Raw genomic sequence first — 24719 nt, forward strand, 5'->3', positions numbered from 1 at the left:
AGACTTCGCACTTAAATTGTGTCAGGATGACTCTGCCAAACCAGCTTACAATTCTCAGAATAGCGCTCACGCCGCTGTTTGTTTTGCTCTTCATAAGCGAGAGGATCGTTTTGAAGCAAATGTCGGTGCTCGTGTTTGTCGTCGCCGCCTTAACGGATTGGTATGACGGGTGGATCGCCAGAAAACTCGGCACGGTTTCACGGTGGGGAATCTTTTTGGATCCGCTTGCGGACAAAGTTTTAACCTCGGCAGCGTTTGTAGCTTTCGCGTGGCTCGGTCTCATAGAATGGTGGATGGTGTGGGCTATCGTAGTACGCGATATTTCTATTACCCTACTGCGGTCGTTTGCGGAATTTCGCGGGCAGACTTTGCACACGAATTTCTCTGCGAAGGCAAAAACAGTCTTCCAGATGGTTTTCATTTATACGATTCTCCTTGCGGTCATTTTCAAAACCTCTGTGGGATTATCGCCCGTGGTCAAAGAGGTTCTCAACAAGAATGTTCTCTACTATTCGATGCTGTTTGTGACTGTTCTGACTCTCGGCACCGGGCTTCAATATGTTATAGAGAATTTTAAGCTGATTCATTCTTCGTTTGCGCCGGAAGCACACAGGGCGGATGGATAACGATACGGATCGGACCGCTGCGCGCGGAGATGGACACAATTTGCGCGAAGTTTCTCAAGGTCCGGGTGGAAGGCCGACCCTTCTCGATAAACTCATCACGACCGGATTCGGAGCCGGCCTATCGCCATTCGCACCTGGAACGGTTGGCTCATTCGTCGGTCTGCTGGTCTATTTTATTCCGGGATTTGAGAGGGTTTATGTCATTGTGCCTGCCTTCGTTGTTTTTTTCGTATGGGGAACATTTGCTGCCGGAAGAATGGAGAAAGAATACGGGCATGATCCACCTCGCGTCGTGATTGACGAAATTGTGGCATTCTGGGTGGCGATGGCGTTCATCCCAAAGCGCCTTTTCCTAATGGCTGCTGCGTTCTTGATTTTCAGGATGCTGGATATTTTCAAACCATTTCCGGCAAACTATTTCGACAAGAAGAGCGGCGGCATATGGATCATGCTCGATGATCTTGTGTGCGGAGTTTACACAAACATAATTTTGCAGATTTATCTTTATTCTCTGAAGTGAAAACCGCAGCAGTAATCACCATAGGCGACGAGCTTCTCATCGGCCAGGTCACAAATACAAACGCAGCTTTCATTGGACAGAAATTATCTGAGGCAGGCGTCGAAGTTACACAAATGGTTGTGGTCGGCGATGACTACGAAGAAATTATGAAGGTGTTCAAGGAACACCATGATGAGGTCGATGTCGTTCTGGTGACCGGCGGCCTCGGCCCGACACATGACGATATCACAAAGAAAGTAGTTGCAGATTTTTTCAAGAGGAAGCTAATCATGGACAGCAGCGTGCTGGAAAATGTCCGCGACAGGCTTGCCAAGAGGAACATTCCGCTTCGGAGAGTAAATGAAGAGCAGGCACTGGTTCCTGAAGGATGTGAAGTCTTGATGAACCATTGGGGGACTGCCCCGGGAATGCTGTTTGAGAATGGAAATAAATTTTTCGCCGTAATGCCGGGTGTGCCGCACGAGATGCAGAATTTGATGACGGAGTACATCGTACCGCGGTTGAAATCCAGGGCGATCGGCCAGGTTATCAAACACAAAGTCCTCAAGACGACCGGGATTGCCGAGTCGAGCTTATATGAGCTAATCGGGAATGTCGAAGAAATTTTAGGGGGCAGGGCGAAACTTGCTTTTCTTCCGAGCCAGTTTGGAGTCTGCCTGCGCATTACGGTGAAGGCGGCGACAGACGGGGAAGCGGATTCGATTATAGCCGATGTCGAAAAGAGAATCAGGACCAAAGCGGAGAAATACATCTATTCTGAAGGAGAAATAGAACTTGAAAAGGTTGTCGGAGAACTTCTAAGTGGAAGAAAGCTTACGATTTCGGTTGCCGAAAGCTGCACGGGAGGGTATATCTCGCATCGTATCACGAATATTCCGGGAAGTTCAGCATATTTCGATCGAAGTGTCATCACATATAGCAATGAGGCCAAAGTGGAGTTGCTCCATGTTCCTGTAGAACTTATTGATAAGTTCGGAGCGGTGAGCGAAGAAGTTGCGCGTGCCATGGCAGAAGGGATCAGGAGCACTTCAAAGACGGACATAGGAATTTCGGTCACGGGAATAGCGGGCCCGACCGGCGGCACCACCGGGAAGCCTGTCGGTTTGGTTTATATCGGACTTGCCGATCGTGCTGGTACCGTAGTAAAAAAATATATGCTTGCTGATGAACGTTTGAGATTTAAGGAACGGACCTCGCAGGCGGCGCTAGAACTTGTTCGAAGGCGAATTCTAGGGCTTGAATAGTGCGAATATTCTTTGGGGCGACGTTGCCCGACAGTGTGAAGATGCAGATCATAAGAATTCAAGAAGAGCTTCGTCCGAGCGTCCATGACGCAAAATTCGAAGGTAAGGATAAACTCCACATCACGCTTCAGTTTATAGGCGATTTTAAATTTGAAAAATTACCCGAGCTTTTTTCATCTGTCGAGTCTGCACTTAAGGAGTTATCCCCTAAATGGTCGGCAGTCGAGGTAGTCGGAATGAATTTTTTCCCGAGCGAGAAAATTAGAAGAGGCATCTGGCTCGATTGTCAGGATGACGGTACATTGAGCAGAGTGTCCGAAACGATAAAATCTGTAACTGCGAAGTTCGGCATTGTACCGGAAGATCGTCCCTTTAAGCCGCATATCACTATCGCCAGATTGAAAGATCGAAATGTTCGCCTTTCTCGAACACATACGGACGAACGATCCGTGTCATTCCGTCACTCGGATAATTTCGGACGTGACAGGGTAGAAGACTTGAAGAAATTTGAAAGTGAAGGTAAATTACGCTTCGAGAAATTTTCCCCGGTGAGTATTGCGTTGTTTGAAAGCAGGCTGAATAGAGACAAGTCCGGTTCAGAGTATAAAATTTTGTCGGAGATTTCGGCGAGTAACGCGTAGCATGAGTAGGTTGAGAGGATACTTTCCGTAAAGTTTCCGGTAGTAGCCGCTTCGGAATGTTAACGTGTGGAGAAACGGCTTGCGGAAATTTGCTTGGTGTGGGACAACATGCATTGTGCCATGATAAATCGCTCTCAATTCCATCGGATCATGAGTATTTATTAAACAGGAAGGAGTTATAAAATGGCAGAGGAAAAAGAAGCAAAGCTGAAAGCTCTCGATATTGCATTGAACCAGATCGAGAGGGATTACGGAAAAGGCGCCGTGATGAAAATGGGAGAAGGGCCGATTGCAAGAATCGATTCGATTTCCACAGGTTCTATTTCCCTGGACTGGGCGTTGGGCATCGGCGGCGTCCCGCGCGGAAGGATTACGGAGATTTTTGGTCCGGAATCCTCGGGCAAAACCACGTTGTGTCTGGGTGTAATTGCGGAGGCTCAAAGGCAAGGAGGCATAGCCGCTTTTATTGATGCCGAACACGCGCTTGACCTAAATTATGCGAAGCGAATAGGCGTCGATACTAACAACTTGCTTTTGTCGCAGCCGGAATTTGGCGAGCAGGCACTCGACATCGTTGAGACGCTTGTCCGCAGCGGTGCTATCGACGTGGTCGTTATTGATTCGGTGGCTGCGTTGACGCCCCGTGCGGAGATCGAAGGTGAAATGGGAGACGCACAGATGGGTGCGCAAGCCCGTTTAATGTCTCAAGCGCTTCGGAAGCTTACTGCGGCAATAAATAAGAGCAACACATGCGTCATCTTCACGAACCAGCTCCGGAGCAAGATCGGGATCGTTTATGGAAACCCTGAGACGACGACCGGCGGCAACGCTCTGAAGTTTTACGCCGCGCTCCGGCTGGATATCAGGAAGCGTGACCATATCAAGGAAGGTGCAGACATAGTAGGTAACAGGGTACGAGTGAAAGTTGTGAAGAACAAAGTTGCGCCCCCGTTCAAAGAAGTTGAATTTGACATTCAATATAACGAGGGGATCTCGAGAGTAGGCGATTTATTGGACGTTGCCGTTGAACACAATATCATCCAGAAAAGCGGTACATGGTTCTCGTACAAAAATGACAGGCTCGGGCAGGGAAGGGACGCCGCAAAAAAATATTTCCAGGACAATCCCGGGATGTTGAACGAGCTGGAAGCGGAAGTGAGAACAAAGCTTGGTTTGATTTCTAAGAACGGGAACAACGGGAAGGTATCCGAAAAGCAAGACGAAAAAAAATCCCGCGAAGCGGGATCCCGCCATGCAGATTCTCCGGCGGGACAGGACACAAAGAGCAAGAAGTAAGTAGTTCATGGAGCACCGTTGGCAATTGGCATTAGTCGTGGACTATCAACAATAAGCCAGATGAAAATTGTTTCGATTGAAAAGTCTCCTCGTTCTGGCAAAATCAAAGTGTCGTTCGATGAAAGGGAAGTGCTTATTTTAAGCAAAGAAGTCCTTATAGATTACGGTCTTAGAAAGAACGACGATATTTCAGACGGGCTTCTTCTCAAGATTCGTAAATCGCAGATGTACCATGATACATATCTCGCGGCGATGCGGCTCATCAATTACCGGATGAGAACGAAGTCGGAATTAGTTAAGCGGCTCAGGGAGAAAAAGTTCCCCATCGAGATGATCGAACTCGTGATAGGAAAGTTAAGAGATGTTGGTTTGATAGACGATGAAAAGTTTGCGGAAATGTTCGTTGCCGGAAAGGTGACACGAAAGCCAGTCGGCAGGCGGGAGTTGGAGCGCAGGCTGCTCGAAAAGGGAATTACCAAGGAAGCTGCAGCTGCGGCGCTCTCGACCGTCGGCGGCGAAGAAATTCAAAACGAGCTTGCTCTTCGGGCCGCACGGACAAAAATCCGCGCACTCAAAAGATTCGATAAGAAAAAGCGACGTGAGAAACTGATCTCATTCCTTGCAAGGCGAGGGTTCGACTGGAGCATAATCAAAAATGTGGTTCGCGAGACTTTTCCGGAAAGGGTTTCTCGCGTGGGGTCTTTCGATCATTCTGAGAACGGAGACTTAGGTGCAGACGATATTTAGAAAGAACAGCTTCAAGGTTTTTCTTGTAATTATAATTCTTTTGTCGGCATTGTGGGCGCTTTCATTTCTCGGGGGCGTATTTGCCCTTCTTCTTTTGTCGATATTGATGACTTTTCTTCTTTCGCCGATTGTCGAACTCCTGGAGACGAAAGGGATCCGGCGTATCTACGGGATTCTCATGATTTATTCTGTAATTGGTGTCGTGGTGGCCGGATTGCTATATACATTTCTGCCGCCGCTGTTCAATCAGATTGTCAGCCTGAAAGAGGCGATAGGGTCTCCCGACTTCACGCGGAAGTTAAGTGCAATTCAGTCGGAAATTCAGAGTAAAATTTCTTTCATTGATTTCGGGAACATCTCAGAGAAGATAAATGGTGCAGTGGTACAGTTGACGAGCAAGTGGTTTACAATATTGACAAGCGTCGGTTCGTTTTTGATGTTGCTGATAATTGTTCCATTTGTTTCTTTTTTTCTCCTTAAGGACGGTGAATTTATCATTCAGAAATTTATCGCCCTTGTCCCGAATAGGTATTTCGAGATGAGCCTGAACGTTGTTCACAAAATCGGCATCCAGCTTGGCAAATATATTCGCGCATGGTTCACCGAAGCTGCGATCGTCGGGATATTGTCCATAGTTGGTTTGCTGGTCATGGGCGTTAAGTACGCCGTTATCATCGGTGTAGCGGCAGGGATCGCGAATTTGATTCCGTACCTCGGGCCGATTGTCGGTGCAGTTCCGGCTATTGTGGTCTCCTTCGTACAGATGGGGAATCTCAATATGGTATTGCCGATCGTCGGACTTTTTGCAGGGATAAGAATTATCGACGACATAATCATCGTGCCAACCGTGTATTCGCACGGCGCCGAGATGCATCCTCTGACGATTGTTTTATTGGTTCTGATAGCGGCCGAGCTGGAAGGAATTGCAGGGATGGTATTGGCTATGCCGCTTTATACAGTGTTCAAAGTTATAGCAAAGGAAACGTATTGGGGACTTACTTCATACAGAATTACAAAATCCGGGACGAACGCTGAGACGGTCTTGAAGTTATCGAAGTAAGTTGCAGCTTCCGATTAATCTTATTTAGTTTACAGTTGTGATTTGCGCGCGCGGAAAAAGCTCAGAGCGGCTATTGACATTGGCAGACATCCCGATTAAATTAGGGTCAATGTTAGCGGTAACAATTCAGAGTGACAAAGATTCTTAAAACAATTGCCGAAGAAGTATAAAAAGTAGTAGAGTAGGTTACTTCGTAACGGTGCAGGTTTAGCGAGCTTGGTAGTTTCTTCGTAAAGTTTTTTTGCTGTAAATATCCGAGATTAGATATTAGCAAGTGTTGCATGCGAGAAGTAACCGCAGTACAAAAAATCTAAGGAGTAAGCAAAGGTAGAAAAATGCTACTGATTTTTGCGGGGCTGCGTGGGAGAAGCGGCCGCGAGCGGAATCGAATTCTAAGTTTCTTTAGTTGTCAGATAACGGGGCAAAAGATAATCACTGGTTTTAAATGTTATAGGTCTATCTAATTTTAAAGGAGAAGCTAGACATGAAACAATTACACAGGTTGGTAGTTCCTTGGTTGTTTTTAACCGTCTTACTTCCGGCAACGACATTTGCCGGAACAACCGGAAAGATTGCGGGGACGATAACGGATAAAACAACCAGCGAGGCTTTACCCGGCGTCAACGTCCTCGTGATGGGAACATCCTTGGGAGCTTCAACAGACTTGAATGGTCAATACACAGTTTTGGAAGTCTTGCCCGGGACATACAAGTTACAGATTTCTATGGTTGGGTATAAAAAGGTCGTTGTAGAAGACGTCGTCGTCCATATCGATCAAACCGCACATGTGGACGTAGCTTTGGAGCCTGAGGCGGTTCAGGCCGGGGAAGTTATTGTCACAGCGCAACAGCGGCTCATAAAGCCTGACGTGGCTACAAGCGTTTCTTCTTATACAGGGAACCAGGCCCAGCAACTGCCGGCGGTAAATATCGTCAGTATTCTCGGTCTGCAGGCGGGCGTCCAGGGCGGATGGGAAGGACCTCTGGGCGGGGCTTCTGCGCCGTCATACTACACTCAAAACTATACCACGGGGAGCGTTTCCGTGGGCGGCGGAATAAGCATCCGCGGTGGCGGCGGTGACCAAATTCTTTTCAACGTGGATGGCGCCACTTTGAGAGACCCGAGGAACAACGAACCCGAGACAAGGATCGCGATGAGCGATGTGAAAGAAGTCTCCGTGGAACGCGGCGGCTTTAATGCCGAATATGGGCAGGTACGATCTGGAATCGTAAATGTCGTCACGCGCGAGGGAAGCAAATCCGACTACTCCGGCAGATTTGAGGTACGGCTCGCTCCTCCACAACCGAAATACTGGCTTGCCCCGGGAGTTTACGATATAAACAATCCGATGTCCGCCGCCTTGCGTCCGTATTTTGACCCGGCCGTCGCTTGGACCGGGACGACAAACGGAAACTGGGATGCGTATACTCAGCAGGAGTATCCGAGCTTCAGCGGGTGGGATAAAGTTGCGCAGACAATGAATGCGGAGGGCTACAATTTGACTCCCGCAGAATGCCAGAGAGCTTTCGAATACGAAATCAGAAAGCAGCAGATCAACAACCAACCTGATTACAATATCGACGCTGGATTTGGCGGCCCGGTTCCTGTGGTCAGCGACGCACTGGGCGGGCTGAGATTCTTTGCCTCTTATCGCAGCAATAGATCAATGCTTGTGTGGCCGCTATCGAGGCCCGATTATAAAGACTATGACGGCACGTTCCAGCTTAATTCAGACATTTCCCCGACGATGAAATTGCAGCTCAACGGCCTATACGGCGAGACGTTCACCGAGAGAAACAACTGGGATACCAACCTGGGAGCCTATTTCTATCCTCAGTCGGCCTCCGATGTTGCAGGGATTGTCGGCTCCAATGACGGGAGTTTTAATCCATTTCTTCTTTATTCTAACTATGCTTTTTGTCTTACCGATATCTGGCATCGTAATCTTTCTGCGAAGTTTACTCACACTTTGAACGCGAACACATATTATGAAGTTTTGTTGCAGAACTATACCGTGCATTACAACACTCGTCCCGCTGCATTGAGAGATACATCGGCAAAGGTTGAAGTCGTTCCGGGTTTCTACGAGGATTCCAACCCGTTTGGATACTGGCCGGATAACAACTTTGCAAATGTTATCATCAACGGCGGTTCGTTTTACGCAATGACGCGCGATCATAGCTTCGTAAGCACGACAAGTTTGAAGGCAGATCTGACGAGTCAGGTTAATTTTGAGAACTTGGTTAAAGCCGGAATAGAATTCGACTATAACGATCTGCACTTCGATTACGGTATAATAAATTCTCAGCAGGGTCAAAATGTTTATTCCTCTCGGACACTCCTGGATGTCTTCCCTTATCGCGGGGCGGCTTATGCTCAAGATAAATTAGAGACGAAAGAGTTCACGATGAATGCGGGCTTGCGTCTGGATCTAAGCGACGCAAATTATCACTGGTGGGACATCAATCCATTCAGCACCGCCGGTTCAATATTTTTCCAGCCGCCCGACAGTGCAACGCTTGCCAATGCCAAATTCGGGTCAACTCCGTCGAAGATGCAATTGGATTTGAGTCCTAGGCTCGGGATATCGCATCCGATTTCCGAAAATGCAAAGCTGTTTTTCAACTACGGCTGGTTCAGAGAGCTGCCTCAGTACGAGACCATTTTCCGTGTGAGCCGCGACGAGAATGATAAGATGGCAGCGTACGGAAACCCCAACCTCATTCTCGCAAAAACTGTCTCGTACGAGTTAGGTGTTGACTTCTCGCTTGGCGAAGAGTATCTGCTTCAAGGAGCAGCATACTACAACGATGTCAGCGATCAGCAAGATGCCGTACAATATGTAGCAACTTCAGGGGTCAGTTACTTTGCGACCTCCGCCAATAACTATGCAGATAATAAGGGCTTCGAGATCACACTTCGCAAGACTACCGGGGACTGGGTGAATGGCTTTGTCAACTACACATATCAGGTGAACACTGCGGGTCATTTCAACGAAGCCAAGGTTACTAACAATGCTCAACAACAAACCATCTTCGACAACACCACGGAGAACAATTACCAGAATCGGCCGATTCCCGCACCGTTCGCAAGGGCAAATGTGAATTTCCTTAGTCCGGCTGATTTTGGCCCGGATATAATCGGCAATCATATTTTTGGTGATTGGATGCTGAACATCGTCGTCGATTGGCAGGCCGGATACTGGACGACATGGAATCCCAATAATCCTAATATCTCGTATAACGTTCAGGCGGTCGATTACTTCAACACTCACCTCAGACTGCAGAAGACCCTCACCTTTGGGCGGATGAATTTCCAGTTGTTCATGGATGTGGATAATGTGTTCAATACCCTCAGACTCTGGGATACCGGCGACGAGAATTATTTGTTGTCCCTGCATTTGCCGCCGAGTACCGCGTATGCCAACATTCCTGGAAGTGATAGAGTCGGAGACTACAGGAAGCCGGGAGTTAACTGGCAGCCGATGGTGGAGCAGAATGTTGATGCGACCTCATCGCCGATAATGGATCCCACTCAATTGAATAATGGGAATTCCATTGCAATGTATTACAACGCCGTCACCGGAAAGTACTGGTGGTACGGCCCGCACGGCTACGCCGCTTCACAGGAACCCGGGCAGGATGTAAATGGATGGTGGCAGGTTCCTCAGTCGAAAGTCAATCAGGTCGTTTCGGACAAAGCGTATATTCAGATGCCGAAAGAGTCGACGTTCTGGTTCCTTGATCCGCGGACTTTCTACTTTGGCCTGACATTTTCGTTCAATTTGTCAGACTAACAAAAAGAAAAGAGGAATTTTTATAATGAAATATCGAGCAATAAGAACCAGCGAAGGTTCCATGAGCGGGAAAAAACCGATTTTCCTTTTTATTGCAGCTTTCTTGTGTTTAGGTACTTTTGAAGTTTCGTTCGCGCAACAAGTCAAATGGCTCAGCGTAAGCGATCTATTGTCTCCGATAAATAATATCGGGATGAATTACGAGGGTGAGTATGGCGCTCTCACGCAGGGCAATTTTGGAAACTCCTTTACGTGGCCTGCTCAATTCGGTTACGGATTCAATGACCAGGACATGTTGAGAATGGAAGGAATGTGGATCGGCGTCAAAGATTACAACGACCCCCTTCTGGGTAAGCTTCTGAGTCCCAAGGTGGTTGGATCCGGGCCGCGGGATGGTGCGGATCGGACCAATCAGATCTTCCCTGTTCAGTTTAAGCTCATTGGAAAGGAGCCGCATCCTAACGTGACGGTGATTAATGGCGGCAATGTTGCAGATGGGTCATTTCAGACCGCGTATGACCAGGTGGACCAGTACGATCCCACCATGGCACCCGACCGTATGATAATAGTGCAATTCAACACCTCAGTCGGGATTACCGTAACCAGGAAGGTAATGGTTTTTGGTGACAACACCGATGGTCAATATTTTATCAACGACTGGACTTTCAAGAACACCGGTATTTACGATGCCGCAGGTGATGTCAATGCCCAGACGCTCGATACTGTTTGGGTCTATTTCATTTACCGTTATGCTTTCGCAGGGGAAGGTAACGGAGCACCGTCCGAACCCATCGGAGGAGTTCAGGGTACCGGTTCCTGGGCATCATTCCAGTCCACGTGGGGGGAGAGCACTTTGAACCATGATTTCGGTGACTACGGCGTGGGGTCTCAGCTTTTTAACGATGCTTCATCTCCTCTTTATCACATGAGGGGGTTCTATTCTTATTACGGTCCAGACAAGAACAGGACCTCACTTAAAGGCAGTATATATGATGAAGACTGGGGATGCCCGGCACAAAACTGGGATGGGCGGATGTGTTCATGGAAATTTGCAGGGAATGTAACTCTTCATGCCGATAAGGCAGTTGGCGATACGTCCGATGATATTTCCCAGCCTGCAACTACCTGGTTTATTTCCTCGGACCTCGATCCCGACATCAAGAATTATATTAATCAATACGATGCGGTAGGAATGGCGGACCGTTGGACAGACATTACTGAGGGGCATTCGCCGATACCTCACGATTCGAGCATGATAGCCGTTGTCGGTGGTGCAACACCTCTTCAGGGTAATTACCCCGTCGGACGAAGGAACAGCGGTGGTGGTACGAGTCAAGAGCAGGGATTTGGTCCCTATGCAAGCCTGGCACCGGGAGACAGCATTCATATAGTTTATGCTCAAGGAGGGGGCGGTATATCTCGTGAGAAAAATCTTGAGGTTGGCGCGAACTGGTTACAGTATTACAACGGAACGGGGACGCCCGATCTGATCATGCCTGACGGATCGTCTGCGCCAAAAACTCTCGATGGTGCGAACGCTTACAAGAGGGCGTGGGTACTCACGGGAAAGGATTCTATTATAAAGATTTATCGGGAAGCAATGAACAATTATGCATCGGGTTACAGGGCACCCCAGCCGCCGCAGCCTCCATCGAATTTTATCGTGAGCGGATTGGGTGATCGGATCAATTTGCAGTGGTCTGAAGAAGCTGAAAAGGATCCGCATTTTAACGGCTACGTTATCTATCGTTCATTAAATACTTCTATGAACCCGCTTGCAAGGTATGACAAGGTCTTTGAGTGCAGCAAGAACAATCTTCCCAGCGATGTCTCAGGCAACCGTAGCTGGGACGATGATGCAGCCAACGATCCTAACCCGCCGGGAAGAGGATTTGATTACTACTATTATTTACAGACGAAGGATGATGGTACACAGAGGGATATCAATGGGAATCCGGTTGGAGTGCTTTACAGCAGCCTTGAGTGGACGATAACAGTTCTGCCGGCTTCATTGCAGCGCCCGCCGATTCCAGCTGGACCGCTGCCTTTTACATTCTCCACCATGAAATGGATAGCAATGAATAGCCAAGGAACATGGACTACGGGAATGAAGTACGGCAGAAATGATTCCCTTGATGTGTCGGACTGGGTGAAATATAACAATGTAGATTATGTTTTTGTTCATGTGAATTCATCGGGTGTTGGAGATTCATTGACGAGCGCGGACTCTACGAATCCTGCCGCTGCCGATACGATTTGGAGAAAAGTCAACGTGACAGGAAAAACATGGGTAAGTGGAGCCGGATATAAGGCTTATGACGCTGTACTCGAGAATGGGTTAAATTACTTTACACCGTTTCAAATTTCTGCCGGTTTGGGATTGGATCTCGTCCGTGTTGTTCCAAATCCATATGACAGCCGCGCACGGTCCTATCAGTACGGCTCCCAGCCTGAAGTGCAAGATAAAATCAGTTTCTTTGGCCTGCCTGCTGTTTGCAAGCTGAAAATCTTCACGGAGCGTGGAGATTTGATATACACGATTGACCACAAAGGCACCGGTGATGAGAAGTGGTATTGCCGAACTTCAGCGGGTCAAATCGTTGCCAGCGGGATTTACATACTGGCAGTGGAAGAACCCAATGGGCCAAAGATCTTTCGCAAATTTGTCATTATCAGGTAAGGAGACATTAGATGAAGAAGAAGATAAATTTTCTTGCGGCGGCTCTGCTTCTGAGTTCATTCACGGTTCCGGGTTTTGCACAGCAGAAATTAGCGCAGAGCGGATTTCAGTTCTTGAGCGTGGTCTCGGATGCTCACGGTGCTGCCATGGCTGATGCCATGACGAGTCTTCCATTAGGTTCGAGCTCACTATTTTTCAATCCTGCCGGGATGACAGGCTTGAACGGCGTCGTGGACTTATCTGGCAGCACGAATAAGTGGATAGCCGGTATCACTCATAATACTTTTAGCCTCGAAGTCAATCCGGCCAACGGCCGGTACGGGGTTATCGGTTTCAGTTTGCAGTATGTCAATTATGGGGATATTTATGAAACGATTGTGGGTCAAGGTCCTCAGGGCTACGAGGATCTCGGCATTTACCATTTGACCGCTTACGCTGCCGGCCTAGGTTATGCGAAACAGTTGACCGAGCAGTTCAGCCTTGGAGGCCAGATAAAGTTGATACATCAAGACCTAGGTCCAAGCACAATTCCTTTGCCTGGCGGCACCGGTAACGACACAAGCCAGACTGCCTCAAATAAGTTATCGCCCATTGTGTTTGATTTCGGCACGCAATTCAAAACCGGTGTTAAGAGCCTCGTGTTCGGAATGTCAGTGAGGAATTTTTCTCAGCAGGTGAAATATGTCGATGAAGGTTTCCAGGCCCCGCTGGCGTTCTCTCTCGGAATATCGATGAATCTTTTGGACTTGGCAAAATCGCTTCCGTTCAATCAATCGCTTCTCATGAGCCTAGATGCCAGCCATTATACTGATCGCCCTGAGGAAGTCAACGTCGGGCTAGATTACTGTCTGCTCGACATGTTATCTCTGCGCGCAGGTTACACTTCCGGAAACGCTGTTAACGATGAAGGGAATGGACTTTCATACGGAGTGGGTTTCTCGAAGTTCGGACTTTCCATCGACTACGCCTACACACCTTTCGGTGATTTCGGAAACATACAGCGATTCACTGTCCGGTTCTCAAGGTAAAAGGAGAAAGAAAACATGAAATTCCATCGTTATATATTATTTACATTTGCGTTTATTTTTGCCTCCTTAGCATTTGTTTCAGGATGCAAGTACAATGTTACAACGCCTACATGGGATAAGCCTTACGCGGCGCTGGGAGCTGCGACGATTGTTTCTATAGATCCGTCAGCGGCTACCGGAGGCGTGAATACAATTACAATCCGCGGACACAATTTTGTCATTGCAGCGACAGACACATTTGCCTCCGACACCACAATAGTGTATTTCAGTGTCGGCAGTGTTGGCGGCAAAAATTTTTCTCTGTCTCAGGCTGATGTCATTTCGATGGATTCCACGACGATAGTGGTGCGTCGTCCCAATCTTGTGAGTGACTCGATTACCATAGAAGTGGAGCCGCATAATGGCACCGTGGCGAAGCATGGACCATATCAAATAACAAATGTTACTTCGCAGTACGGCGGTCTTCTGCAAAACGTCCCCTTGGGTGGAATCGCGGCCGACAATCAGGGTCATGTGTTCGTTACGGAAAACTCGACCACCGGGTCCAGCCCGATGGGCATACATGAGATCACCTCTGCCACCGACAACATAGTAATAGGAACGGCCAATGGGACGCCATGGGGAGCTTGCGTGGGACCCGACAACAATTTATATGTGATGTCGGCAACCACCAGATGGATTGAGAAAGTGAATCCATCGACTGATTCTGTGCAGCAGAAATGGGTGCAGCTGGCGAAACTTGCTAAATTTGGGGACTTCGACCAGGCTGGATATCTTTTTGCCGGATGGAACAAGACCGATCTCTATGTTATTCCTCCTTATGCCGCCGGAACCCTTAGCGCCCCGGCCGCTGTAGCAGGATATGCGTCCGATACAATACTTGCGGTGAAAGTCTATAATGGTGATGTCTATGTCGTATCTGCTCCCTCAGGTTCGCCGGGGAATGAAAAGGTCTGGAAGAATCATCTTACATCGGATAGCACGGTGGGTACACGAGAGCTCGTGCTTGACATGAGTACGACGGCATTCGCTGCCGATCATATAACCGGCATCGCATTCTCCTCGAGCGGCGACCTGTATATCGCAACTTATTCGACCGATCCACTTCTCATCGACCCCGGCGCCGGATCAGATGGTACGAAAGTGGACAATATGTACAAAGGAATTCTCCCGACAGTTTGCAACGGGATTGCGTGGAGCAGCACATCCAATTATTTGTACATGATTGCCGGTGACGGTTCTAGCTCAAACAAATATATGGTATATCAAGTTGATATGGGGCAAGATGGCGGAGCACGATGATTTTTTGAAAGGATGATTCTTTCCTAACCAGTATAGAGATGTGATGCTATGAATACTATCAAGGCAGTTCTATCAGCCGTGTTGCTTCTTGGCGGGGTCAGTCAGGTTTTCGGTCAGAGTGGGACAAATTGTTTCCTGCAGGATTATTACCCAAAAACTGCAGCTATACCACTCTATCGAGATACGACAAAGACTAATGTCTCCCCTAATGTTATCGTTACCATTGACGGTACCGACACGCTCGGCGAGATATCGAACTATGTTTTCGGAAATGCAGTAGCGACATGGGTGTCACAGGACGTAAACAATCCGACGCTGCTGGGTTATCTCCAATTGCTGTCGCCTACTCTCATCCGTTATCCGGGAGGAAGCTGGTCGGACGTTTTTTTCTGGAGCGGCAATCCTGGCGATCTGCCCGATTCTATTTACGATGCGAGCAATTATTATGGCACTGGTGCGGTTAAGCAAAGGCTCTCACCGGAGTTAGGCCCCAGTCTCCTTCCGACTCCTGAAAGCTACTATAATATGCGTGACCAGCTTTACACGCAGGGACTCATAACCATCAACTATGCTTACGCCCGCTACGGGCGAAGCAACGATCCCGTAGCGCAGGCCGCACATTATGCGGCTGATTGGGTGCGCTATGATGACGGTCGCACTGAATTTTGGGAGATCGGCAACGAAGATAACCGACCCTGGGAAGCCGGTTTCCTGATCGACACTTCGAAAAACAAAGACCATCAGCCCGCAGTAATTAGTGGTGACCTCTACGGGAAACATTTCAAAATATTTGTCGACTCGATGAAAGCGGCGGCGAACGGAATTGGAGCAACAATATATGTTGGAGGTCAAATAAACCAATACCATGATGCAAGCGACTGGATCGTCGCCGACCGGAATTGGAACCAACAGTTCTTCAACGAAGTCGGCGATACCGCAGATTTTTACGTGATACACGATTATTACGGCAACAATGCTACAAGCATAAAGGGTCAGGTAGATAACGGTGTGAGTGAAATTGACGCCGATATTGCCTCGGTTCGGCAGGACATTTCCAATTTCGGCGCTGCTCCGATGCCGATCGCATTGACTGAATGGAACTGTTCCTCTGCAAACAACAGCGGGTCCGCTACGGCAGAAACATCAATTGCAAACGGGATGCAAGCTGTGGCGCTCTTTTGTGAGATGATAAAGAACAACATGGGGATGTCTGCAAGGTGGCTCATTGCAAACTGGAACACTGACGGAATGTTTTATAATGGGAACGATGGCAGCATTCCGCAATGGAATCCGCGGCCTGATTTCTATTACATATATTATCTGAACCAAGTCATCGGAGACCATGTCGTAAGCGCGACTGTGCCGGGAGGCAAAGGTATCTATGCTTATGCCACGAGGTTCTCTTCGGGACACACTGGTGTCGTTGTAGTGAATGACGGTTCCACCAGTCAAACTGTGATGCTGAATCCAAAAAGCATCGGTGTAGGAGACAGATTTTATGTCTATACCCTCACAGGAGTCGACAATAGCACATGGCCGCAGTCTGTGGTTGTGAATGGTCATGGCCCCAGCGCGACAAGATGGGGACCCCTTGACAGCCTTCAGCAGATTCCGGCTCTGGCATATCCTGTCGATGACACGATAGAGTTTGCTTCACCAGCGAATTCGGTGGAATATGTATTGGTCGACAGTGGCAGCCGCAATATTTCGTCGGTCCACGGCAAGGATTCGCAGACTCCCTACAAATTTGAGCTGGGTCAAAATTATCCGAACCCTTTCAATCCGACGACCGACATTAGCTACCAGCTTATGACGGTTAGTCACGTGACTTTAAAGATTTATGACGTGCTTGGAAGAGAGATAGCGACGTTGGTCGATGGAGAACAGCAGCCTGGTGAACATATTGTCCGCTTTGACGGCTCGAACTTATCAAGCGGCGTCTATTTTTACCGGATGAAGGCTGGCGATTTTGTCGAAACAAAGAAACTTATGTTGATAAGATAGGACGAGCATAACTTTGTTTAAAGGAGGTGGTAGGCGAACGAAGAAGTGAGTCGGAAAAAGTCTTTGTAAGATAGTGCAAGGTATTCAACGTGAAAAGAGTCGGTTACTCATCATTCACGATGGATGCCGTGCAATGAGAAAATCTGAACTAAAAACATGAAGGAGAAGAAAAATGAACGGCCTGAAAATATTTTCCTGCATAGCGTTAATTTTCCTTATAAGCTCAGTGACCATGGCCCAAACCGGCACGCGTGTCATTGAGTCTTTCGATTATCAACTGGGATCCGTTCTGGATACTTTGGGCACTGCCGGCAACGGTTGGGCCGGCAGCTGGTACATCTCGGATTCGTCGACGAATCACAACAGTAAAATGCTCGCGGTGGCCGATACCGGAATAGCAGATTATGAAAGTGCGCTGGCCTATCCTATCAACCGTGCTGGTCACGCGGTGTGCGGGTCAATTCCCAGCGGCTGGACCTATATACGATATGCCCGGTATTTGAGCCATCCAGTGACCAACGAGGCGAAGGCTACCTACTGGTTGAGTTTCGTCAATGACCTGGAATACGGCTCGCCGAATTGCTGGAACGTCTGCTCATTCTGGGACAGCACGTATGAAGAATTCGGAGCTCCACATGGCTGGGGTAACGACACTGCGATGATAAATAATGTTTCCGGCACAGGAGTCCCTGGACTTTTGTGTCAGGGCACAGGACCACACTGGTGGGTATTGAGACTGGACTTGGACGGAGATACCTCTGCCGTACTTCATATGTGGCATGATCTGGATCCCAGTGGAGGAAAACCCGACACAGCGTCTGCGGACGCGCGGGGAACCTACAGCTTTTGGAAACATGGAACCGTGTTATACGATTCCGTACTCCACCACGGCTTCAACGCCGTTCACCTCGAGTTCAGCAATTCGAATGTCGGGACGCAGGCGATGTTTGCCGAAGTTCGCCTCGACACGTCTTGGGCTGGCGTCTCCGACAATGACGGAGGAAAGCTAACGACAGGTGTGAATCTTCCGCCCAATACGCACCCGACTCAATTCGTCTTGTCTCAAAACTATCCGAACCCGTTCAATCCGACAACTCGGATAGAGTACACCGTTCCACAGAATAGTCTCGTTACTCTGAAAGTATACAACATCCTCGGACAGGAAGTAGCGACATTGTTCTCCGGCTTGAAGGCACCTGGTACGTACTCTGCAATATTTGATGGCAGCAGATTCGCCAGCGGCGTTTACTCCTATAGGTTACAGGCTGGAAGCAATCAGATTACTAAGAAATTGGTCCTCTTGAAGTAAATCGTCTAAAATTTTTTGGTTGGACATATCCTGCAGCCGCCGTGGCCGCAGGAGTGTCCCAAAAAATTTTGTGATTTCATTGTTAGCGGTAACACTTTTGCGGAATTTGAATGACGTTGATGCTCGTCGCGAAAATGTAAAATGCGACAGGGCCGGGAAGGTCTGGATTTTGGGCCTGCACTCAACCTGAACAATTGTACGATTCCAGGTTCCGGGGCAGCTCGCTCGCATCAGAGATCTGCTTTTCTGTTAGCCGGAGCGAACGTCAAACAAGCAAAATGTCTCTAATGAAATAGTGCAATCCGGCTACTTCTTCTGATAAAACGCACAACGCCTGCAGAGCGTGAAGGCTGCAGGCGTATTCTTTATCGGTATTCGCTCGTCTTATGTAATCAACGGAAATGAAAAGGACCTTGTCTATGAATCGTGCTCAATTCACGAAATTATTTTTTTTGACGATGATAATTCTGTTCCAATCGTTGGAATCAATGCATGCTCAAACAACTGAAGATCTCCAGCGTGCATTCACCGAGCTTCGCTTCGGTATGTTTATACATTTCGGCATTATGACATTTACCGGTGCGAAATGGGCTGCACCGGACCAAGATGTGACGAAGTTCAACCCGGCAGATCTCGACTGTAACCAATGGGCAGAGGCGGCAGTCGCCGCAAAAATGAAATTCGGAATTCTTACGACGAAACACCATGATGGTTTTTGTTTGTGGAACAGTAAATACACGTCAAACAGTGTTGCAAATAGTCCATGGAAAAATGGCGGCGGCGATGTTGTCCGAGAGTTCGTGAATGCCTTCAGGGCGCATGGGCTGTTCCCTTGCCTTTATTATTCCATCTGGGATAATACGAGGGGAGTAGGGAATGGACCAATCACTGCGCGGGATATGGAGTTTATAAAAGGGCAGATTGCCGAGCTTTTGACTAATTATGGGCCCATCAAGATGCTCTTCATCGACGGATGGTCGTGGAAGATGGGACATGTAGCGGTGCCTTATGACGAAATACGCGCGCTGGTGAAAAGACTTCAACCGGGCTGTTTGCTTCTGGACAACACACACCTTCAATGTCTGTACGAAAACGATATGGTACATTATGAAGCCGGACAGACGCTTCCGAACGACAACGTTCTTCCCGCATTGCAGAGTGCCTTGATAAACAAAAACAGCGGCGACGACTGGTTCTGGGACGCGAGAGTTCCGACTGCGCCCTTGATGGACGTGAACGAAATTGTCGATGAATTCAAATTTCTTGAACCCAGATGGTGCACATTTGTATTGAATTGTCCTCCCAACGAAAACGGGAAATTAGATTCGAGCATCGTGGTGCGTCTGGAGGAAGTTGGAAAGGCATGGAATCCGGATACAACCCGACCTGCATTACCTAAACAAGAACCATTCATGGAATATCCCGTGATCCCCGTGTCGGCCGCTGCAACAAGCGGCAACGCGAGTTATGCTATCGATGGAATAAATGACAGATACTATTACTCGGTTTGGAAGTCCGATTCTTCCTTGCCCCAATCGATCACCATCGACCTTGGAAAGGAATTCAATGACATCGCAATGCTGGAATATGTGCCACAATACAAGACTGTGGCAACTCCGATCACATCGGGTAGCATAGAGTCTTACGAAATCTACAAAAGCAACGACAATCTCAGTTTCACAAAGATTGCCAACGGCAAATGGGCCGGTGACGTAAGGATGAAAGTTGTGACATTCCAGCCGACCGGTGCGCGCTATATACGTCTTATTGCCTTAACATCTGTTGATGGTTATGCCGCCATCACCGAAATTGCAATCGGACGAGATGGCAGCATAAACGAAATAAAACATTAAACAGGAATCGGATAAGAAATGAAAAAAATAATTTTATTGATGTGTGTGTCATTAGATCTGCTTTTCTCGGAGGCGAACTCGCAGGTTGGCTCATTCCAGCGGCAGTCGGACGGGGTATTGTTCAGATTGCAGACAGGTATTCTGAAAGTGTACGTATGCCAAGATAATATTTTCCGCATCACGTATTGTGCAGACACTGCACTTCCTCCAAAAGTCATTCTCACGGTGAACAAAGTCTGGGGTGCGCCTTCATTCACAATGGATGAGGATGATACTTCCGTGATTATTACTACGAGCAAAATCAAGGCGGCCGTATCCAAGGCTTCCTCATTGCTGAGTTTCTATTCAATTGACGGCAGCCTAATACTGTCGGAGGACAGCAGACGGATCTCTCCAGACACGGTTTACGGCGTGAATACGGACAGCTGCTCCTCAACTTTCAATTCTCCTACTGACGAAGCGATCTATGGCCTTGGGCAACATCAGCAAGGAATCATGGACTACAAGGGGCACACACAATTGCTAGACCAGGCGAACAAAGAGATAGGAATGCCGATCATAGTTTCCAGTAAAGGATACGGGATTTTGTGGGACAATTACTCGAAGACGCTCTTTGATGGCACAGTTGCATCGGCAACCAAATATCGATTCAGTTCGCTGTGTGGTGAAATGGTGGACTATTATTTCATTTACGGACCCGAAATCGATTCGGTAATCTCAGCGTATAGAACGGCAACTGGGACCGCACCGCTATTTCCAAAATGGGCTTACGGTCTTTTCCAGTCTAAGAATAGATATTCGTCAAGCTCCGACCTTATCGCCGTTAAAAACGAGTACAGAAACAACGGGATCCCGGTGGATTGCATTGTCCAGGATTGGTATTACTGGAATCCATATTCATGGGGATCTAACGTAATGAATCCTTCCAATTATCCTGATCCCGCGGCGACGGTAGATTCACTGCACAATGCCAATATACATACGATGATTTCTATATGGGCAACATTTACGGAAGGCAATTCAAATTATACTCAGTTTTCGGGGATCAACGCTTTATATCCGAGCGATGGTACACGCCATTACTATGATCCTCATAACAGTACGGCCAGAACTATCTATTGGCAGCAGGTCAGGGATCAATTGTTTGAAAAGTACGGCTGGGATGCCTGGTGGGCGGATGCCGACGAACCGGATACATATCCGGACACTTACGACAGGGACTCAGCCAACACTGCATTAGGCAAAGGTGTGCTGTACCATAATACATACCCGCTCATGCATGCCACAAGCGTTTATGACGGTTGGAGACAGGATATTAAAGATAAACGACTGTTTACTCTGAGCAGATGTGCATTTCCTGGAAGTCAGCGAAACGCTGCAGCTTCATGGTCGGGCGACATAAGCTGTACGTGGGGTGATTTTAAACTACAGCTATCTGCGGGCTTAAATTTTTGTCTCAGCGGAATTCCATATTGGACAACTGATATCGGTGGATACGCAACCAATTGGGTGCAAACTAACTGGGGAACACCCGACAAACGTGAATTATTTACCCGCTGGTTTGAGTACGGAACCTTTTGTCCTATATACCGGATTCACGGGGTGGACGATAAGTCCCTCTTGTCAAGTTTTTGGGATGCCACAACAAGAAGGATCCTTCTGAATTATGACATGCTGCGGTACAGGTTGATGCCTTATATTTATTCACTTGCCTGGATGGTCACGAGCGAGAATTATACCGTCATGCGTCATCTGATAATGGATTACAGAGCAGATCCCAATGTCGCTTCCATCGACGATCAATTTATGTTCGGTCCATTCATGATGATCAATCCCGTCTGTACGCAAGGCGTCACATCTAGAACTGTATATCTGCCGACGGGCAATTGGTATGATTTCTGGACGGGAGATATTGTAAGCGGGGGAGGAAGCATAGTTGCAGCTGCTCCGTTAGATACTATGCCGATTTTTGTAAAATCGGGCTCAATAATTCCTATGGGTCCCAATATTCAGTATGCAACTCAATCCATTGACACTCTTGAAATAAGAGTTTATAGAGGAGCCGATGCAAAATTCATTTTATATGAAGATGAGGGTGATAATTACAACTATGAGCAAGGACAGTACTCTCTCATCCCATTTTCATATAGTGAAGCCACCGGACAACTTGTCATCGGTACGAGACAGGGATCATATAGTGGCATGCCAGAGGATAGAATATTTGATGTGGTATTTGTGAGCAGCAATCATGGTACTGGCATCGGTTATACATCCATTATCGATACGGTGGTGCACTATGATGGTACACAGACGATAACCGCCGTCAGCGATAGACAAAACGGCGTCCCCGTTGGTCTTGTTCTTGAACAAAACTATCCTAATCCCTTCAATCCAATGACGACAATCAAGTATCGATTACCGGTCAGCGGCCGAGTCACGTTGAAGGTTTACGATGTCCTCGGGAGGGAAGTAGAAACTTTGGTGGATGAACAAGAGAGTGCCGGGAATCATTCGGTTTTGTTTGATGGTGGTAAGCTGACGAGCGGGACGTATTTTTATGAAATAAAGGCTGTTGGCAGCGACGGACAAAGACTTGCATCAGTAAAAAAGATGATGGTGTTGAAGTAGGGTCTCGTTCGAAACTCGCGACAAAGTTTACCTGAAGATAATGAAGGACCGAGAAAAAGAAGAAGCGAAGAATCCAAAAGGTAACCGGCGCAGTCTTACGTCTCGATCGCGGAAGAGAATGTTCTGGGTTGTCACTGTTTCCTTGCCGTTCATGGTGTTGATCGTTTTAGAGATTTCGCTGAGAATTCTCAATTACGACGGCAATTTAGATTTGTTCATTCCGGCCCAAGCGGGTTACGAAGATTATCTCCAGTGTAATCCCAATGTCGCCCGCCGCTATTTTACCGGACAAACCGCGCTGCCTGCTCCGCCCAGAGGGATATTTCTGAGGGATAAGCCGAAGAACGGGTGTCGGATTTTTGTACTGGGCGAATCGTCGGCTGCAGGATTTCCGTATGAGACAAATGCTTCCTTCCCGAATATCCTTGCTAGGTTGCTCTCGGACACTTTTCCTGGAAAGAAGGTTGAAGTTATCAACGTCGCGATGTCTGCGATTAACAGCTATGCAATGCTGGACATGATGGACGAAATTCTGCGAGAGTCCCCTGACGCACTTCTTATTTACGCCGGTCACAACGAATATTATGGCGCCCTCGGGGTGGGTTCGGTTCAATCTCTTGGTAATTCAAGATGGCTGATTAGAACATATCTCAAGCTTGAGAGGTTCAAGATATTCCTTCTCTTGCGAGACTTCCTGGGCTGGCTAAGATTCGAATTAAACAAGATGATTTACGGAGGAAATGACAGCGAGCCATCATCGACGCTGATGGAAAGCATAGTGGCACAACAAACTATTCCCTTTGGGAGTCCGCTTTACGAGGCAGGGAAAATGCAGTTCGAAGAGAACATGAATGACATTCTCCAAAAGGCGGCTGAGAAGAAGGTGCCCGTTGTCTTGAGCGAGCTGGTCAGTAATCTCCGCGATCAACCCCCGTTTATCTCTGTGCGCGACAAGGAAGGAAAGACAGCGCAGGACTATTTCGACCTTGCCCGTCAGGAAGAAGCCGATGGAGATTATGCAAAGGCTCGTCAGAACTACTTCAAGGCAAAAGACTATGATGCCTTGCGGTTCCGCGCCCCGGAAGAATTTAACGATGCATTGCGTTCATTGGCAAAACAATACTCCTGTCCTATCGTTCCTACGCTGGCATATTTTGAAAACGCCTCCCCTAATGGCGTTATTGGGAACTCGTTAATCCTGGAACATCTTCATCCCAACATTAATGGGTACTTTTTGATTGCGAAGGCTTTCTACGAAACGATGAAGGCAAACAAGATGATTAATTCATACTGGCCTCCGGACAGCGTAGGTCTGGAACGAGGAAAAGGAGTGACTCAATTGGACAGCGTTTATGGTGCCATGGTCATTCAACATTTAAAATCGGGCTGGCCCTTTCAACCTAAATCCGTTCCTAATCGTTTTATGGAAAATTTTCGACCCGCAAATCACATTCAAGAGATCGCGTTTGCCGTGATGCAAACGGGTTTGAGTCTGGAAGTTGGTCATATGGAATTGGGCGATTACTATGAGAATCATGGTGAATTAGAGAGGGCATTTGACGAGTACGAAGCTCTGATGACATCGATTCCACAGGTGATGGATTTTTACAAGAAGGCCGCGGGTATTCTGCTCATGGAAAAGAAATATGACCGGGCGGAGGAACTGTTGAAGGTATCTCTGGGATATAAGGAAACCGTCTTCGCTTACAAGTGGCTGGGACAGATTGACCTGATGAATAAAAATTATGGGGAAGCGATCTCATATCTGACGAGAGCTGATTCTCTGGACAGACAAGATGTTCAGGTGGTATTCAATTTGAGCCGGGCTTACTATTTAGACGGCCGATTGGGTGAAGGCGACAAGTATTTCATAAAATTGCAGAGTCTATCTCCAAAACCCGAGGACATTGCTTATCTCAACAATTTGCGTGCATCGGTCCGCGCCAAGTGAGAAACGTTCAGATTGTCGATGGGGGCTTTGTCAA

The 24719-nt window shown here is 47.8% G+C and carries 16 protein-coding genes; all 16 read left to right on the plus strand.

Going from position 1 to position 24719, the window contains the following annotated elements:
• Positions 1–26 precede the first annotated feature (26 nt).
• The 16 genes from pgsA to VLX91_01185 all read left to right on the plus strand — a co-directional run bounded on the left by pgsA (position 27) and on the right by VLX91_01185 (position 24685).
• Entirely contained in the window at positions 27–626 is a 600-nt protein-coding gene (gene pgsA, locus VLX91_01110) for a CDP-diacylglycerol--glycerol-3-phosphate 3-phosphatidyltransferase (protein ID HUI28783.1), read from the plus strand.
• Complete coding sequence (locus VLX91_01115; protein ID HUI28784.1) at positions 619–1146, plus strand: phosphatidylglycerophosphatase A; 528 nt, start codon at positions 619–621, stop codon at positions 1144–1146. The genes pgsA and VLX91_01115 overlap by 8 nt, the downstream gene beginning before the upstream one ends.
• On the plus strand, positions 1143–2390 hold the full coding sequence (locus VLX91_01120; protein HUI28785.1) for a competence/damage-inducible protein A: 1248 nt from the start codon (positions 1143–1145) through the stop codon (positions 2388–2390). Before VLX91_01115 ends, VLX91_01120 begins: the two co-directional genes overlap by 4 nt.
• Complete coding sequence (thpR, locus tag VLX91_01125) at positions 2390–3031, plus strand: RNA 2',3'-cyclic phosphodiesterase (protein ID HUI28786.1); 642 nt, start codon at positions 2390–2392, stop codon at positions 3029–3031. The genes VLX91_01120 and thpR overlap by 1 nt, the downstream gene beginning before the upstream one ends.
• Before the next feature lie 183 nt (positions 3032–3214).
• Positions 3215–4327, plus strand: coding sequence for a recombinase RecA (gene recA / locus VLX91_01130; protein ID HUI28787.1), 1113 nt, complete (start codon positions 3215–3217; stop codon positions 4325–4327).
• Between the two features lie 18 nt (positions 4328–4345).
• Positions 4346–5074, plus strand: coding sequence for a regulatory protein RecX (locus VLX91_01135; protein HUI28788.1), 729 nt, complete (start codon positions 4346–4348; stop codon positions 5072–5074).
• Positions 5058–6134 (plus strand): AI-2E family transporter, encoded by a 1077-nt coding sequence (locus VLX91_01140; GenBank protein HUI28789.1) that lies wholly within the window; start codon positions 5058–5060, stop codon positions 6132–6134. The genes VLX91_01135 and VLX91_01140 overlap by 17 nt, the downstream gene beginning before the upstream one ends.
• A gap of 484 nt (positions 6135–6618) precedes the next feature.
• On the plus strand, positions 6619–9930 hold the full coding sequence (locus tag VLX91_01145; GenBank protein HUI28790.1) for a TonB-dependent receptor: 3312 nt from the start codon (positions 6619–6621) through the stop codon (positions 9928–9930).
• A gap of 25 nt (positions 9931–9955) precedes the next feature.
• The gene (locus tag VLX91_01150; protein ID HUI28791.1) at positions 9956–12610 is read left to right on the plus strand and encodes a hypothetical protein; all 2655 of its coding nucleotides are present in this window, start codon (positions 9956–9958) and stop codon (positions 12608–12610) included.
• Between the two features lie 11 nt (positions 12611–12621).
• Complete coding sequence (locus tag VLX91_01155; protein HUI28792.1) at positions 12622–13638, plus strand: PorV/PorQ family protein; 1017 nt, start codon at positions 12622–12624, stop codon at positions 13636–13638.
• A gap of 15 nt (positions 13639–13653) precedes the next feature.
• On the plus strand, positions 13654–14940 hold the full coding sequence (locus VLX91_01160; protein ID HUI28793.1) for an IPT/TIG domain-containing protein: 1287 nt from the start codon (positions 13654–13656) through the stop codon (positions 14938–14940).
• 48 nt (positions 14941–14988) lie between these two features.
• Positions 14989–16944, plus strand: coding sequence for a T9SS type A sorting domain-containing protein (locus tag VLX91_01165; protein ID HUI28794.1), 1956 nt, complete (start codon positions 14989–14991; stop codon positions 16942–16944).
• A gap of 172 nt (positions 16945–17116) precedes the next feature.
• Positions 17117–18253, plus strand: a complete 1137-nt coding sequence (locus VLX91_01170) for a T9SS type A sorting domain-containing protein (protein ID HUI28795.1) — start codon at positions 17117–17119, stop codon at positions 18251–18253.
• A 458-nt stretch (positions 18254–18711) separates the two neighbouring features.
• On the plus strand, positions 18712–20106 hold the full coding sequence (locus VLX91_01175; protein ID HUI28796.1) for an alpha-L-fucosidase: 1395 nt from the start codon (positions 18712–18714) through the stop codon (positions 20104–20106).
• 18 nt (positions 20107–20124) lie between these two features.
• Positions 20125–22734 carry a TIM-barrel domain-containing protein gene (locus VLX91_01180; GenBank protein ID HUI28797.1) on the plus strand — a complete coding sequence of 870 codons (2610 nt, stop codon included), beginning with the start codon at positions 20125–20127 and terminating at the stop codon, positions 22732–22734.
• Between the two features lie 40 nt (positions 22735–22774).
• On the plus strand, positions 22775–24685 hold the full coding sequence (locus VLX91_01185) for a hypothetical protein (GenBank protein HUI28798.1): 1911 nt from the start codon (positions 22775–22777) through the stop codon (positions 24683–24685).
• The last annotated feature ends 34 nt before the right edge of the window (positions 24686–24719 follow it).

Source organism: Candidatus Acidiferrales bacterium (assembly GCA_035515795.1).
Lineage (GTDB): Bacteria > Bacteroidota > Ignavibacteria > Kryptoniales > JAKASW01 > JAKASW01.